Below are 13620 nucleotides of genomic sequence, written 5' to 3' on the forward strand. Positions count from 1 at the left end.
CGCATTCCAGCAGTTTCCCCGAAACTGCAAGATCGGGCTGCCGCCGCGGCAGGCGGACGCGGGGCGGTGGGGGTGGTCCCGAGGGTCAGGCGGGGGCGGGTGCGGTGCGGCCGTTGCGGCCGGCGCGCCAGAGGCCGTACAGGGCGAGCAGGGCCGCGACCAGCAGCGGGCCGCCGTCGCGGACGAGTCCGTCCAGGCCGAGCAGCCACCAGCACAGCGGCAGGTGCACGGCGAGCACGGTCATCGTGAGCGCCACCAGCAGCAGTTTCGCCCAGGTCTTGCCCTTGAGCAGGAAGTAGCTGACGACCACCGTCACGTAGCTGGTGGCCAGTGCGAGCAGGAACCAGACCACGACCAGCGGCAGCCGGCCCAGCCGCCCGTCGAACACGGGCCCGAACGCGACCGCGCACGCCACCAGCATCAGCGCGCTGTAGCTGATCGAGGCCACCCGCGCGGTGATCAGCCAGCCCGCGGCGTGCGGCCGCGCCTGCACGACCTTGCGGTTGAACCCCTCCCGGTCCAGCACCCACCGGGCCCGGGGCCGGGTCAGGTGCCCGACGACGCCCGACGCCCGGTACAGCAGTGCGATGACCAGCAGGCACAGCACCATGACGACGGCGAACCCGGCGATCCCGGGCAACGGCGGGTAGCCCTGCTTGGGCACCACCAGCCGCGCCACGGAGAAGATCGTGGTCACGGCGAGGATCAGCCCGAACGGCGCCGCGCCGGGCCGCCCGGCCCACACGTGCCAGATCAGCACCAGGAACCCCAGCGCCCGCAGCAGCGCCCACCCGGTACGGATGAACAGGCTGTAACCGCCGTCCTCGGCGTAGTACCAGTTCAGCCACTCAACGGCGGCGGTGACCAGCGCCGTGAGCACCAGCAGCACCGCCAGCACGCGGACGGAGGCGGGGCGGGGTGCGGAAGTATCCGGCGCTGCGGTCACCCGTCCATGATGCGCAGCGGGGACAATGGATGCCATGTGCCGCAGCATCAAGACCCTTCGCCCGCCGTTCCAGGAGATCGTCACCGAGGACGACATGCACGCCGCCGCGCTGCAGTACGTCCGCAAGATCTCCGGTTTCCGCGCCCCGGCCGCCCACAACGCCCAGGCCTTCGAGGACGCCGTGGCGGCCGTCACCGCCGCCACCGCGACCCTGCTCGCCACCCTCCAGGTCCGCCGCTGACCGCGTCCCGGTGCGGGGGCGGTCAGAAGTCGCCGCCGCCGAAGTCTCCGCCGAAGTCGTCCATGCCGGGGTCGTAGCCGCCCGGGTCGTAGCCGCCCGCACCGTAGCCGCTGGAGTCGAACCCGCCGGACCCGTCGCCGCCGACCTCGTAGTTGTTCGGGTCGTAGCCGCCGCCCTCGAACGCCGAGGCCGCGTCGCCGCCCTGGTCGGCGCTCTGGTCGGCGCCCTGGTCGGCGGATGCGTCCCCGGCGGCCGCGTCCCCGGCACCGGCGGCGTCGGCGGTCACGTCCGGGGTCAGCGCGTCGTGGACCAGGTCGCCCACGACCATGCCGCCGAGGAAGCCCAGCGCCGCGCCGCCCAGCCCGGCCGCGATCGCCCCGCCCATCCCGGGCCGGTAGCCGCCGTACCGGTAGCCGCCGGGGCCGCCGAACCCGGAGTAGGCGTAGCCGTGGTTGGGGTGGCGCGGCGGCCAGCCCTGCCCGGCGGGCGCCGCGGCGGGCGGGCGCATGAACGCGCCCTGGTCGGCCGGGGCCTGCGCCAGCCGGGCCAGCGCGCCGCGCACCCAGCCGTCGACCAGCTCGATCCAGCGGGCGGCGTCGGCGCCCAGGTCGCGCGACTGCTCGGTGGTGATCCGGTACGTGTCGCCGTGGCCGGACCGGGCGGCCGGTTCGGCGTACACGGTCATGCCCTGCGGGTCCGCGGTGAAGGCGAACATGAGCTGCGGGATCTGCGGTCCCACCGGCTGCCCGGCCGGCACGGGCGCGTAGAACGTGATCGCCTGCCACGGCTGCGGGCCGGGGCGCAGCTCGCTGCGGACGAACCGGCAGCCGATCGTGCCCAGCGCGTCCAGCACCCGCTGGTGGATCTCGGTCGGCTCGACGCCGAGCGGGTCGAAGTCCGTCTTGGCGGACCCGCCCGCCACGCTCACCTGCGTACGCACCCCGACGCCGATGCCGGGCATGGGGTGGCCGTACACGAGCGTCACGGGCACCGCGTACGGCAGGACCAGGTGGAACCCGACCGCCTGCCCCGCGCCGCCGGCCAGCTCCAGCCGCTGCGCGACCGGGAAGCGGGCCAGCTCGAACTCGCCCGACCCGGCCGGGCTGGACGCGACCACCAGCAGGTCCACCGCGCTGATCTCGACCGCGCCGCGCGCGTGCAGCCGCACCTGCCCGGCGAACGGGCCGCCCGGCCGGGCGGTCGGCGTGGCCAGCACGGTGTCGACGTCGACGCCGCCGAAGCCGAGGCTGCTGAGGATCCGTCGCAGAACCATGCGTCCATCATGACCCGAACAGGGCAAACCCGCCCGACTCCGACACAATATCCGCCGACCGCCACCGGGGCCACGGTTTTCGATAGACGTTGGCCTATCACATCGACTGGATCGAGATCGTTTTCGATGTCATAGGCCAACGTCTATGAAAAACCAGGCGGTGAGCGGTGAGGCGGTCGCCCCACTACTCGCCGGGTCAGGCGGAGGCGATGAAGGCGGTGCCGGTGCCGGACAGCTCCAGCCGCGTACCCGCCGCCGCGAACGCCGCCGACCCCGCACCCAGCCGCACCAAACCAGCGCCCGCATCAGCACCGCCCGCGACGATCTCCCCCGCCACGCAGAGCACCAGCCGCGGCCCGTCCAGCTCCAATTCGTGGCGCCCCCCGTCGAGCTGCACCCGGTGCAGGGCGAAGTCGTCCACCGGCACCGGCCACGAGGTCACCCCGTCGCCCGTCTCCACCGGGGCGATCACCATGGGCGCGGCCGACCCGTCGGCGAGCACCGCCAGCAGCTCCGGCACGTTGACGTGCTTGCCGGTCAGCCCGCCGCGCAGCACGTTGTCGCTGGCGGCCATGATCTCGATCCCGGCGCCCTGGACGTACGCGTGCATGACCCCGGCCGGCACCCACAGCCCCTCGCCGGGCCGCAGCGTCAGGTGCGCCAGCAGCAGCGCTACCAGCACGCCGACGTCCCCTGGGAACGCCGCGTCCAGCCGCCGCACCAGCGCGGCCTCGGTCACGGGCAGCCGGTCGGCGGCGTTCACGGCCGCCCGGACCGCTGCGGCCGCGGTGTCGCGGGGCAGCGCGAGCAGCGCCCCGACCGCCGCGACCGGTCCCCGCGCGGCCAGGTCGGCCAGCACCGGGTCCAGCACGGGCACGGCGACGGCGGACAGCAGTTCCCGAGCCTGTCCGGCCGGGCGGAAGCCGCACAGCGCGTCGAACGGGGTGAGCGCGACCAGCAGCTCAGGCTTGTGGTTGCGGTCGACGTAGCTGCGCGCGGGGCTGTCCAGCGCGACGCCCGCGGCGTCCTCGGCGGCGTACCCGGAGCGGGCCCGGTCGAGGTCGGGGTGGGCCTGCAACGACAGCGGCGAGGCCGCCGCCAGGACCTTCATCAGGTACGGCAGCCGCGCCCCGAACCGGTCGGCGGCCGCCCCGAGCAGCCGCTGCGGCGCGTCGGCGATCAGCTCGTCCAGCCCCCGCCCGGCCTCGTCCCGGGACGGGTCGCCGGGGTGGGCGCCGATCCACAGCTCGGCCTCGGGTCCGGCGCTGGGCACGGCCCGGCCCTGCATGGCGGCGATGAACTCGCGCGAGCCCCAGGCGTACGGCCGCACCGCGCAGCGCAGAGCGAACAGCGTCACCTTCACACTCCTGGGGGCACGGCACCGGACCGGCAGCGACACTAGATTCCGCGCGGGCCCGACGGCAAGGCGGGCGCCACGGCCGGGCCTGCTTTGTGAGCAGGCCCATAGCCGTGGGCGCCGGGCAGAGCTGCGCAGGTCAGAGCCGGTGCGCGTCGTCCCCGGTGGTGACACCGCGGGTGTCGAAGAACTCCCGCGCCGCGGCGGCGAGGGCGTCGACGTCGTACTGGCGGTGCTGCTGGACGAGGATGACCAGGTCGGCCTCGGCCACGGCGACCTCCAGGTCGTCGGCGCGCAGGACCTCGACGCCGTTGGCCTCCCAGCGCTGCACGTAGGGGTCGTGGAAGCTGAGTTTGGCGCCGAGTCCGGCCAGGGCGCGGGCCAGGGGCGTGGCCGGGGACTCGCGCTTGTCGGCGATGTTGGGCTTGTACGTGACGCCCAGCAGCAGGACCGAGGCGCCGTTGATGGCCTTGCCGGCGTCGTTGAGGATGTTCTGCGCCCGCCGGGCCACGTAGGCGGGCATGGTCGCGTTGATCTCCTGGGCCAGCTCGACGAACCGGAACGGGTAGCCGAGCTTGGCGCGCACGTTGTGGGACAGGTAGTTCGGGTCGATCGGGATGCAGTGGCCGCCGACGCCGGGGCCGGGGTAGAACGCCTGGAACCCGAACGGCTTGGACGACGCGGCCTTGATCACGTCCCAGAGGTCGATGCCGAGGTGGTGGCAGAACTTCGCCATCTCGTTGACCAGGGCGATGTTGATGTGCCGGTAGGTGTTCTCCAGCAACTTGGCGGTCTCGGCCTCGCGGGTGCCCTTGGTGCGCACGACGGTGGCCACGAACCGGCCGTAGAACGCGGCGGCGGCTTCGGTGCAGGCTTCGGTGTGGCCGCCGACGACCTTCGGGGTGTTGTGCGGGCCGTACTGCTTGTTGCCCGGGTCGATGCGCTCGGGGGAGAACGCGAGGTGGAAGTCGGTCCCGGCGGTCAGGCCGCCTGCTTCCAGGATCGGGCGGACGTATTCGTCGGTCGTGCCGGGGTAGGTGGTCGATTCAAGGATGACGACCATGCCCGGGCGCAGGTTGCGGGCGACCGCGCGGGTCGCGGAGTCGACCGCGCCCAGGTCGGGGCCGCCGTCGGCCGACAGCGGGGTCGGCACGCAGATCACCGCCGTCTTCGCGGACGCGATCTCGGTCTCGTCGGTCGTGGCCCGGAACCCGCCCGCCAGCATCTGCGCGATGTCGGCGTCGGACAGGTCGTCCACGTGCGAACGGCCCTCGTTCAGCGACGTCACCAGCTTCGTGTTGACGTCGTACCCCAACACGGTCAGCCCGGCCTTCACGGCCTCCTGGGCCAGCGGCAGGCCCACGTACCCCAGTCCGAGGATGACCACGTCGACAGCCATGCACCTGCTCCTTCGCGCGTCTCGGCGTGACCCTCGCGGCCGTCCCGAACCGGATTCACGTCGCCGAAGACGCGATCGTAGCCGACCCGGATCCGGCGGCGTCCTCCCGCTACGCCGAGGGTGACCTGGGCAGCGGGACGGCGGTGAGCTCGGGCGGCCGGTACTGCGCGATGGCGCGCCGGGCCACGTCGTTGACCGCCGACGAGTTCACCCAGGCCCCGAGCACGATCCCGGCGAACGGGACGGCCTTCGCGGCGACCTTGCGGACCGCCCGCACCCCGGCCATCCGCGCCAGCCGCCAGCTCAGCTGCGCCATCGCCCGCGCGGTCGACATCCCGGCCACCCGGGCGACGGCGGCGCCGATGTGTTCCCGCCCGGCGGCCACCCCGAGCGCGGCGCGGGCGCCCTCGCCCGCCTTGTGCACCCGCTGGAGCACCAGCAGGTCGGTGGCCCGGTCGGGCACGGTCGGGTCGATGCCGTACACGGCGGCCAGGTGCAGCACCAGGCGGCTCTGCGTCCAGGCCAGCCCGGCCACGTCCAGCACCGCCCCGGGCAGGCCGATCGCGCCGGTCGCCGCCCCGGACAGCCGCCCGTGCCAGCGGAACCGCTGCACCGCGAGCTGCGCCAGCCCGTCGGGATGCATGGACGGGTGGCGCTCGCGCATCGCCCGCGCCCACTGCGCCGCCTGCGGGCCGATCCTGCGGACGGCGGCCAGGGCCAGGTGCTCGGGGGCGTACTGGGGATCGGCGCGCATCGTCTCCCACAGCCCGGCCGGGGGCGACTCGGCGGCGACCTCGACGGTCATCTCAGCACCTCCGCGAGTTCGAGCAGGTACTCGTCGGTGCCGGGGGCGCCCACGAGGCACAGCCCGACCGGCAGGCCGCCGACGCGGGCACCGGGGACGCTCAGGGCGGGCAGGCCCGCCACGCTGGCGATGCCGGTCAGCCCCAGGATCGGGGCCCGCAGCGGGGCGGTGTCGGCGCCGCGCAACGGCGCGGGCTGCGGTGCCGTGGGTATGACCAGAACCGCGCCGGTCAAAACCCGGGCCATCGTGTCGCGCACCGCGCGGATCTGCTCGTCGGCCGCGGCCAGCTGCTCGGCGGTACGGGTCGACGCCACCTGCACCCGCTCGCCGACCCCCGGGCCGAAGACGGGGTTCTCGGCCCGTACCCAGTCGCCGTGTTCCTGCCAGAACTCCCAGCCGGTGCGCACCGCGTAGCCGAACCGGTAGTCGGGGGCGGCCGCGTCGAACAGCGGTTTCCCGTCCACCGGCAGCACCGCCCGCAGCCGGTCCACGGCCGGGGCCAGCGCCGCCCGCACCTCGGGCCCGGCCAGCTCCCACAGGTCCGGCGGCGCGAGCAGGCCCCGCACCGGGGTGCTGTCGACACCGCCGCGCAGCAGCACCCCGGCCGCGGTACGCAGCAGCCCGAGGTCCGCGGTGAGCAGCCCCGGCGCGTCGAACGAGCCGCACAGCGCCACCACCCCGTCCCGGCTGACCCGGGCGTGGCTGGGCCGCAGCCCGTAGAGGCCGCACCACCCGGCCGGGATGCGCACCGAGCCGCCAGTGTCGGTGCCCAGGCCCAGCTCGGCGCTGCCGGACGCGACCGCCGCGGCGGTGCCGTTGGACGAGCCGCCGGTCAGGTGGCCGGGCGCGGCCGGGTTCTCCGGGGAGCCGTAGTGGGCGTTGGTGCCGAACAGGCTATACGCCATCTCGTCGGTATGGGTCTTGCCCGCCAGCCGGGCCCCGGCCGACAGCAGCGCCGCCACCGCGGCCGCGTCCCGGGTCGCGGGCGCGTGCGTGGCCAGCCACGTCGGGTTGCCCGCCCCGGTGGGCAGGCCGTCCACATCGAACAGGTCCTTGACGGCCAGCCGTATCCCGCTCAGCGGCCCGTCGGCCTCGGGCCGGTACGGCATCGTCGGCAGCCAGGGCACGTAGGGCGCGGCAATCACGTCGGTCACCGCCACACTCCTACCACGAACGTGGGGCCGGAGGAAGACGCACCGGCGACGTAGCGTGGCGGCCATGACCGACGTCCTGTCCCGCCCCGCCCTCAACCGCGCCACGCTCGCCCGGCAGCTGCTGCTGGAACGGGCCGACCTGCCCGCCGAGCAGGCGGTCGCACGGCTGGCCGGGATGCAGGCGCAGGCGCCGAACCCGCCGTACACCGGGCTGTGGGCGCGGCTGGCCGGGTTCGCGCCCGAGCACCTGTCCCAGCTGGTCACCGAGCGCAAGGTGGTGCGGATCGCGCTGATGCGCGGCACGATCCACCTGGTCACCGCCGCCGACTGCCTGCTGCTGCGGCCGGTGGTCCAGCCCGTGCTCGACCGGCAGTTGCAGCACACCTTCGGCAGGCGGCTGACCGGTCTGGAACTCGCCGAGGTCGCGGCGCACGGCCGTGAGCTGGTCGAGCGGCAGCCGCTGACCTTCGCCGAGCTGGGCGAGCGGCTGGCCCGGCGCTGGCCCGGCCACGACGCCGACGCGCTCGCGCCGGTGGTGCGCACCCGCGTGCCGCTGGTGCAGGTGCCGCCGCGCGGGCTGTGGAACACCAGCGGCCAGGCCGCGCACACCTCGGCCGAGGCCTGGCTGGGCAGCGCGCTGCCGCAGCCGTCGGTGGACGGGGCGGTGCTGCGCTACCTGGCCGCGTACGGCCCGGCGAGCGTGCGCGACGCGCAGACCTGGTCGGGGCTGACCAGGCTGCGCGAGGTCTTCGACCGGCTGCGGCCCGGCCTGGTCACCTTCACCGACGAGTCCGGCACCACCCTGTACGACCTGCCCGACGCGCCCCGCCCGCCCGCCGACACGCCCGCGCCGGTCCGGCTGCTGGGCGAGTTCGACAACATGCTGCTGTCGTACGCCGACCGCTCCCGCGTCCTGTCTGAGCCGCACCGGGCCAGGGTGTTCACGGTCAACGGCATCATCCGGGCCACGGTGCTGGTCGACGGCGCCGTGGCCGGGATGTGGCGGCTGGACCGCGGCCGCGGCACCGCCACGGTCACCGTCGAGCTGTTCGGGCCGCAGCCGGCGGCCGTCCGCGACGAGATCGCCGCCGAGGCCGCCGCCCTGCTGACCTTCGCCGCCCCGGACACGGCCCACGACATCCGGCTAACGTGAGTCGGCCGGAACCACTACGAACTGGCCCATCATCCCCGCGTCCTCGTGGGCGAGCAGGTGGCAGTGGAACATGTACGCCGTGTTCGGGTCCGCGTAGTCGGCGAAGCGCATGACCAGCTCGTACGGCCGGTTCGGCGGCAGGTACACGGTGTCCTTCCAGCCCGCCAGCCACGGCGGCGGTGCGTGGCCGTCCACGCTCGCGACCTGGAACTGCACGTCGTGGATGTGGAAGTTGTGCGGCGTCCCGTCGTTGTTGACCACCCGCCACACCTCGGTCGTGCCGAGCACCGGCGCGGCGTCGACCCGGGCCGGCTCCATGCCCTTGCCGTTGATCGCGTGCCCGCCGAGGCTGAACGACCGCCGCTGCGCCGCGCCGGACGGGTCGAGGCGTGGCACGTCCACCAGCCGCTCCGGCACCTGCGGACGTGCCACGGCCCCACTCGACACCCGCAGCTGCAGGATGTCGAGGGTGTCCGCGCCGCCGGAGAACCGGTCGAACAGCGGCGTCCCCAGCTGCGGCGGGTAGCTGCGCAGCACGACCCGCTCGCCCGGCGCCACGGTCACCACGATCTCGGCCCGCTCCCCCGGCGACAGCATGATCCGCGATAGGTCGGCCCGCCGCGGCAGCAGCCCGCCGTCGCTGCCGACCAGCGCGAACGTACGCCCGTCGGCGAACCCGAAGTCGTAGGAGCGCGCGTTGGACGCGTTCAGCAGCCGCAACCGCACCCGCTGCGTGGTGACCTCCAGGTACGGCCCGACCGTCCCGTTGACCGCGACCGTGTCGCCGAGCACGCCGATGCCGCTCAGGAACGGGGCGGTGTCGTCGAGCCGCCCGTCGCCGTGGAACTTCTTGTCCTGGACGATCACCGGGAAGTCGTCGACGCCGTACTCGTGCGGCAGCGCCGCCACGTCGGTGGCCGGGTCGTCGACCAGGAACATCCCGGCCAGGCCCTGGTACACGTGCTGCGCGGTCCGCCCGTGCGGGTGCGGGTGGTACCAGAGCGTCGCGGCGGGCTGGTCGATCTGCCAGGTCGGCGACCAGGTCGTGCCGGGTTCGATGCCCTGGTACGGCCCGCCGTCCATGCCCGCGGGCAGGTGCATGCCGTGCCAGTGCAGCGTGGTCGCCTCGTCCAGCCCGTTGGCGACGTCGACGACGACCTGCTCGCCCCGGGCCGCCCGCAGCGTCGGGCCGAGGTACGACCCGCCGTACCCCCGGGTCGGGGTGGCGCCGTGCCCGAAGTCGTGCGTGCCCGCCTGGGCCTTCAGCTCGAACACGCGCCGCCCCTGCGCGTCGAGGTGCGACGGGGCCAGCGGCGGCACCGCCAGCGGCCGGGTGAAGTCCACCTGGTCGGCGGTGGACAGCACCGCGCTGTTCCACACCCAGACCCCCGCGCCCGTACACAGCCCGCACAGCACCAGCACCGTCACGACCAGCACCACGAGTACCTGCCTGAGCCGCACCCTGATCCCCGTCCCTCTTCCGTCCCGCATGGTCGAAGGGAGGGTGGCGCAGGGGGCCGGGCGCCGTCGAGGGATCGACGCCGATACCAGGGCAGAAGTCAGGGGAACCCCGAGCCGGGCTCGTGGCCTGTGTCGGAGTTCACCCGGATAAGTAAGGTGAGGTTCGCCGAGAGAGCGCTTACCTTCGTGGGGTGAGCGCCGACAGATCAACCCGTACCCCCTGGCCGGTGGCAGCGCTGGTGCTGTTCACGGCCTCGACCTTCCTGTCGGTGACCACCGAGATGCTGCCCACGGGCCTGCTCACCGCGATGAGCCGCGACCTGCACGCCTCCGAGGCCCGCGTCGGCATCCTCGTCACCGGGTACGCCCTGATGGTCGCCCTGTTCGCCGCCCCGCTCGGCCGGGCCACCGCGCGCATCCGCCGCCGCGTCCTGTTCACCGGCGCCCTGGCCGGGTACGCCGCCAGCAACGTGCTGATGGCCGTGGCCACGGTGTACCCCGTCGCCGCCGTCGCCCGCCTCACCGGCGGCCTCACCCACGGCCTGTTCTGGGCCATGCTCGCCGGGTACATCGCCCGCATGGTCGACCCGGCCCGGCTCGGCCGCGCCATGACCCTGGTCTTCACCGGCGGCACGCTGGCGATCCTGCTCGGCGTCCCGGCGGGCACCGCGCTGGGCGTCGCGGTCGGCTGGCGCATGGCGTTCGTCGTGCTCGCGGCCGTGTCGCTGCTGCTGGTGCTGCTCGGCTGGCGCATCCTGCCCGACCTGCCCGGCGCCGACGGCGCCGACGAGCTCAGCCTGCTCCAGGTGCTGCGCACCCCGGCGGTGACCGTGGTCGTGCTCACCACCGCCGTCACCATGCTCGGCTTCTTCAGCTTCTTCACCTACATCTCCCCGTTCCTGCTGCACGCGGGCGTGAGCGAGCAGGGCCTGAGCCCGGTGCTGCTCGGCTACGGCGTCGCCGGGGCGGTCGGGCTGTTCGTGACCGGCCTGCTCATCGACAAGCGGCCCCGCGTCGCCATGCTCGGCGGCGCCGTCCTGCTGACGGGGGCGCTGGCGCTGATGGCCGTCGGCCGCGGCTCGGTCCCGCTGGCCGTGATCGGCGCCTGCCTGGCCGGCATGGCACTGAACTCGCAGGCCCTGGGCGTGCAGGCGGCCACCCTGCGGGCCGCCCCGGCCGGGGCCACCGACACCGCGTCGGCCCTGAACGCGTCGGCGTTCAACATCGGCATCGGCGGCGGCGCGCTGGCCGGCGGGCTCGTCCTGGATTCGTTCGGCGTGGCCGCGTTGCCGCTGGTCGCGGCCGTGCTGACCGGCATCGGCCTGGTCGGTGTGGCGGCCGGGCGGCGCAACGGGTTCCCCGCCACAGTCCCCCTGTGACCCTTTCCAGGTCACGGGCGGGCAGAATGGCCACGTGACGACGTCCATTGCACAGCGCATCGCCGAGGAGCTCGGCGTACGGCAGAACCAGGTCACCGCGGCGGTCGAGCTGCTCGACGGCGGAGCGACGGTCCCGTTCGTCGCGCGTTACCGCAAGGAGGTGACCGGGGCACTGGACGACGCACAGCTGCGCACGCTGGAGGAGCGGCTGCGCTACCTGCGCGAGCTGGAGGAGCGGCGCGGCACGATCCTGGAGTCGATCCGGTCCCAGGGCAAGCTCGACGACGCCCTCGAAGCGCTGATCATGGGGGCGGACTCGAAGGCCCGGCTGGAGGACATCTACCTGCCGTACAAGCCCAAGCGCCGCACCAAGGCCATGATCGCCCGCGAGGCCGGGCTGGAGCCGCTGGCCGACACGCTGATCGGCGACCCGTCGCAGGACCCGCAGGCCACCGCCGCAGGCTACGTCGACGCCGACCGGGGCGTGGCCGACGTCGCCGCCGCGCTCGAAGGCGCCCGGTCGATCCTGGTCGAGCGCTTCGGCGAGGACGCCGACCTGATCGGCGCGCTGCGCGAGCAGATGTGGACCCGGGGCCGGCTGGTCTCGAAGATGCGCGAGGGCAAGGCCGACGACGGGGCGAAGTTCTCCGACTACTTCGACTTCTCCGAGCCGTACGCCAAGCTGCCCTCGCACCGCATCCTGGCCATGTTCCGGGGCGAGAAGGAGGAGGTCCTCGACCTCGTCACCGAGCCCGACGAGCCCGCGCCCGAGGGCGCCCCGGCCGGGCCGACCATCTTCGAGCAGCGCATCGCGGCCAAGTTCGGCATCTCCGAGCGCGGCCGCCCCGCCGACAAGTGGCTCAACGACACCGTCCGCTGGGCCTGGCGCACCCGCATCCTGGTCCACCTGGGCCTGGACCTGCGCACCCGGCTGTTTCAGGCCGCCGAGGAGGAGGCGGTGCGGGTCTTCGCGATGAACCTGCGCGACCTGCTGCTGGCCGCCCCGGCGGGCACCCGCGCCACGATGGGCCTGGACCCGGGCTTCCGCACCGGCGTCAAGGTCGCCGTCGTCGACGCCACCGGCAAGGTCGTCGCGTACGAGACCATCTACCCGCACGTGCCGGCGAACCGCTGGAACGAGTCCCTGGCGACGCTGGCCAAGCTGTGCGCCGCGCACAAGGTCGAGCTGATCGCGATCGGCAACGGCACCGCCTCCCGCGAGACCGACAAGCTCGCCACGGACCTGATCAAGATGGCGCCGCAGCTCAACCTCACCAAGATCGTGGTGTCGGAGGCGGGCGCGTCGGTCTACTCGGCGTCGGCGTACGCCTCGCAGGAGCTGCCCAGCCTCGACGTCTCCATCCGGGGCGCGGTCTCCATCGCCCGCCGCCTCCAGGACCCGCTCGCCGAGCTCGTCAAGATCGACCCGAAGTCGATCGGCGTCGGCCAGTACCAGCACGACCTGTCCGAGGTGAAGCTGTCGCGCTCGCTGGACGCCGTCGTCGAGGACTGTGTGAACGGCGTCGGCGTCGACGTGAACACCGCGTCGGCCCCGCTGCTGGCCCGGGTCTCCGGCATCAGCGCCGGGCTGGCCGAGAACATCGTGCTGCACCGCGACGCCAACGGGCCGTTCCGGTCCCGTACCGCGCTCAAGGACGTGGCGCGGCTGGGCCCGAAGGCGTTCGAGCAGTGCGCGGGCTTCCTGCGCATCCCCAACGGCGACAACCCGCTCGACGCCTCCAGCGTGCACCCCGAGTCATACCCGGTGGTGCAGCGGATCCTGAAGCAGAACGCCGTCGAGATGGCCAAGCTGGTCGGCAACGGCTCGCTGCTGCGCACCCTCAAGCCCGCCGAGTACGCCGACGACGTCTTCGGCCTGCCGACGGTCACCGACATCATCAAGGAGCTGGAGAAGCCCGGCCGCGACCCGCGCCCGGCCTTCAAGACCGCCTCGTTCAAGGACGGCGTCGAGAAGATCGGCGACCTCCAGCCCGGCATGCTGCTGGAGGGCGTGGTCACGAACGTGGCCGCGTTCGGCGCGTTCGTCGACATCGGCGTCCACCAGGACGGCCTGGTGCACGTGTCGGCGCTGTCGCACACGTTCGTCAAGGACCCGCGCGACGTGGTCAAGTCCGGTGACGTGGTCAAGGTCAAGGTGCTGGACGTGGACATCCCGCGCAAGCGCATCTCGCTGACCCTGCGCCTGGACGACGAGGCGACCCCGGCGGCCGGCGGCGGCAACCGCCCCGGCGGCCAGCGCGGCGGCGACAACCGCAGCGGCGGTGGCGGCGGCCAGCGCGGCGGCGGCGACCGGGGCGGCCAGCGCAGCGGCGGCGGGCAGCCCCGCCAGCAGCGCAACGAGCCGATCGCCAACAACGCCATGGCCGAGGCCCTGCGCCGCGCCGGCCTCGACAAGCTCCGCTGACGGGCCCAAGGTCATCCAAGTTGCCGG

Annotated in this window: 11 protein-coding genes; 4 read left to right on the forward strand and 7 right to left on the reverse strand. The window is 73.9% G+C overall.

The genetic code is table 11. The annotated features are described in order from the left end of the window. Nucleotides 1-85 precede the first annotated feature (85 nt). Nucleotides 86-946, reverse strand: coding sequence for a hypothetical protein (locus Cs7R123_RS32075; RefSeq protein WP_212832111.1), 861 nt, complete (start codon nucleotides 944-946; stop codon nucleotides 86-88). Between the two features lie 34 nt (nucleotides 947-980). Between Cs7R123_RS32075 and Cs7R123_RS32080 the strand changes: the two genes are divergently transcribed. Continuing rightward, complete coding sequence (locus tag Cs7R123_RS32080) at nucleotides 981-1187, forward strand: DUF2277 family protein (protein ID WP_212832113.1); 207 nt, start codon at nucleotides 981-983, stop codon at nucleotides 1185-1187. 22 nt (nucleotides 1188-1209) lie between these two features. Here Cs7R123_RS32080 and Cs7R123_RS32085 read toward each other — a convergent pair whose 3' ends face one another. From Cs7R123_RS32085 to Cs7R123_RS40910, 5 genes are all read right to left on the reverse strand, one after another. Next, complete coding sequence (locus tag Cs7R123_RS32085; protein ID WP_212832117.1) at nucleotides 1210-2460, reverse strand: sporulation protein; 1251 nt, start codon at nucleotides 2458-2460, stop codon at nucleotides 1210-1212. A gap of 196 nt (nucleotides 2461-2656) precedes the next feature. Continuing rightward, complete coding sequence (gene manA, locus Cs7R123_RS32090) at nucleotides 2657-3811, reverse strand: mannose-6-phosphate isomerase, class I (protein ID WP_212834767.1); 1155 nt, start codon at nucleotides 3809-3811, stop codon at nucleotides 2657-2659. A 145-nt stretch (nucleotides 3812-3956) separates the two neighbouring features. Continuing rightward, a complete protein-coding gene (locus tag Cs7R123_RS32095; RefSeq protein WP_212832118.1) occupies nucleotides 3957-5216 on the reverse strand; it encodes a nucleotide sugar dehydrogenase in 1260 nt (419 codons plus the stop codon). 109 nt (nucleotides 5217-5325) lie between these two features. After that, the gene (locus Cs7R123_RS32100; RefSeq protein ID WP_212832119.1) at nucleotides 5326-6021 is read right to left on the reverse strand and encodes an EcsC family protein; all 696 of its coding nucleotides are present in this window, start codon (nucleotides 6019-6021) and stop codon (nucleotides 5326-5328) included. Next, a complete protein-coding gene (locus Cs7R123_RS40910) occupies nucleotides 6018-7175 on the reverse strand; it encodes an amidase family protein (protein ID WP_212832126.1) in 1158 nt (385 codons plus the stop codon). The genes Cs7R123_RS32100 and Cs7R123_RS40910 overlap by 4 nt, the downstream gene beginning before the upstream one ends. A gap of 64 nt (nucleotides 7176-7239) precedes the next feature. Between Cs7R123_RS40910 and Cs7R123_RS32110 the strand changes: the two genes are divergently transcribed. Continuing rightward, complete coding sequence (locus Cs7R123_RS32110; protein WP_212832127.1) at nucleotides 7240-8328, forward strand: winged helix DNA-binding domain-containing protein; 1089 nt, start codon at nucleotides 7240-7242, stop codon at nucleotides 8326-8328. Here Cs7R123_RS32110 and Cs7R123_RS32115 read toward each other — a convergent pair. Continuing rightward, nucleotides 8320-9789, reverse strand: coding sequence for a multicopper oxidase family protein (locus tag Cs7R123_RS32115; RefSeq protein ID WP_212832128.1), 1470 nt, complete (start codon nucleotides 9787-9789; stop codon nucleotides 8320-8322). The genes Cs7R123_RS32110 and Cs7R123_RS32115 overlap by 9 nt on opposite strands. Nucleotides 9790-10016: 227 nt before the next feature. On the opposite strand from Cs7R123_RS32115, the gene Cs7R123_RS32120 reads away from it, so the two are divergent. Next, nucleotides 10017-11168: an MFS transporter gene (locus tag Cs7R123_RS32120; RefSeq protein WP_212832129.1), complete on the forward strand. Its 1152-nt coding sequence runs from the start codon at nucleotides 10017-10019 to the stop codon at nucleotides 11166-11168. 34 nt (nucleotides 11169-11202) lie between these two features. Then, nucleotides 11203-13593 (forward strand): Tex family protein, encoded by a 2391-nt coding sequence (locus tag Cs7R123_RS32125; RefSeq protein ID WP_212832130.1) that lies wholly within the window; start codon nucleotides 11203-11205, stop codon nucleotides 13591-13593. Nucleotides 13594-13620 lie beyond the last annotated feature (27 nt).

The organism is Catellatospora sp. TT07R-123, from assembly GCF_018327705.1.
Lineage (GTDB): Bacteria > Actinomycetota > Actinomycetes > Mycobacteriales > Micromonosporaceae > Catellatospora.

Bases quoted from the DNA above. Each gene is read 5' to 3' on its own strand.
- Cs7R123_RS32100 (WP_212832119.1), bottom strand. From the start codon at position 6,021: ATGACCGTCGAGGTCGCCGCCGAGTCGCCCCCGGCCGGGCTGTGGGAG.
- Cs7R123_RS32095 (WP_212832118.1), bottom strand. From the start codon at position 5,216: ATGGCTGTCGACGTGGTCATCCTCGGACTGGGGTACGTGGGCCTGCCG.
- Cs7R123_RS32085 (WP_212832117.1), bottom strand. From the start codon at position 2,460: ATGGTTCTGCGACGGATCCTCAGCAGCCTCGGCTTCGGCGGCGTCGAC.
- Cs7R123_RS32080 (WP_212832113.1), top strand. From the start codon at position 981: ATGTGCCGCAGCATCAAGACCCTTCGCCCGCCGTTCCAGGAGATCGTC.
- Cs7R123_RS32110 (WP_212832127.1), top strand. From the start codon at position 7,240: ATGACCGACGTCCTGTCCCGCCCCGCCCTCAACCGCGCCACGCTCGCC.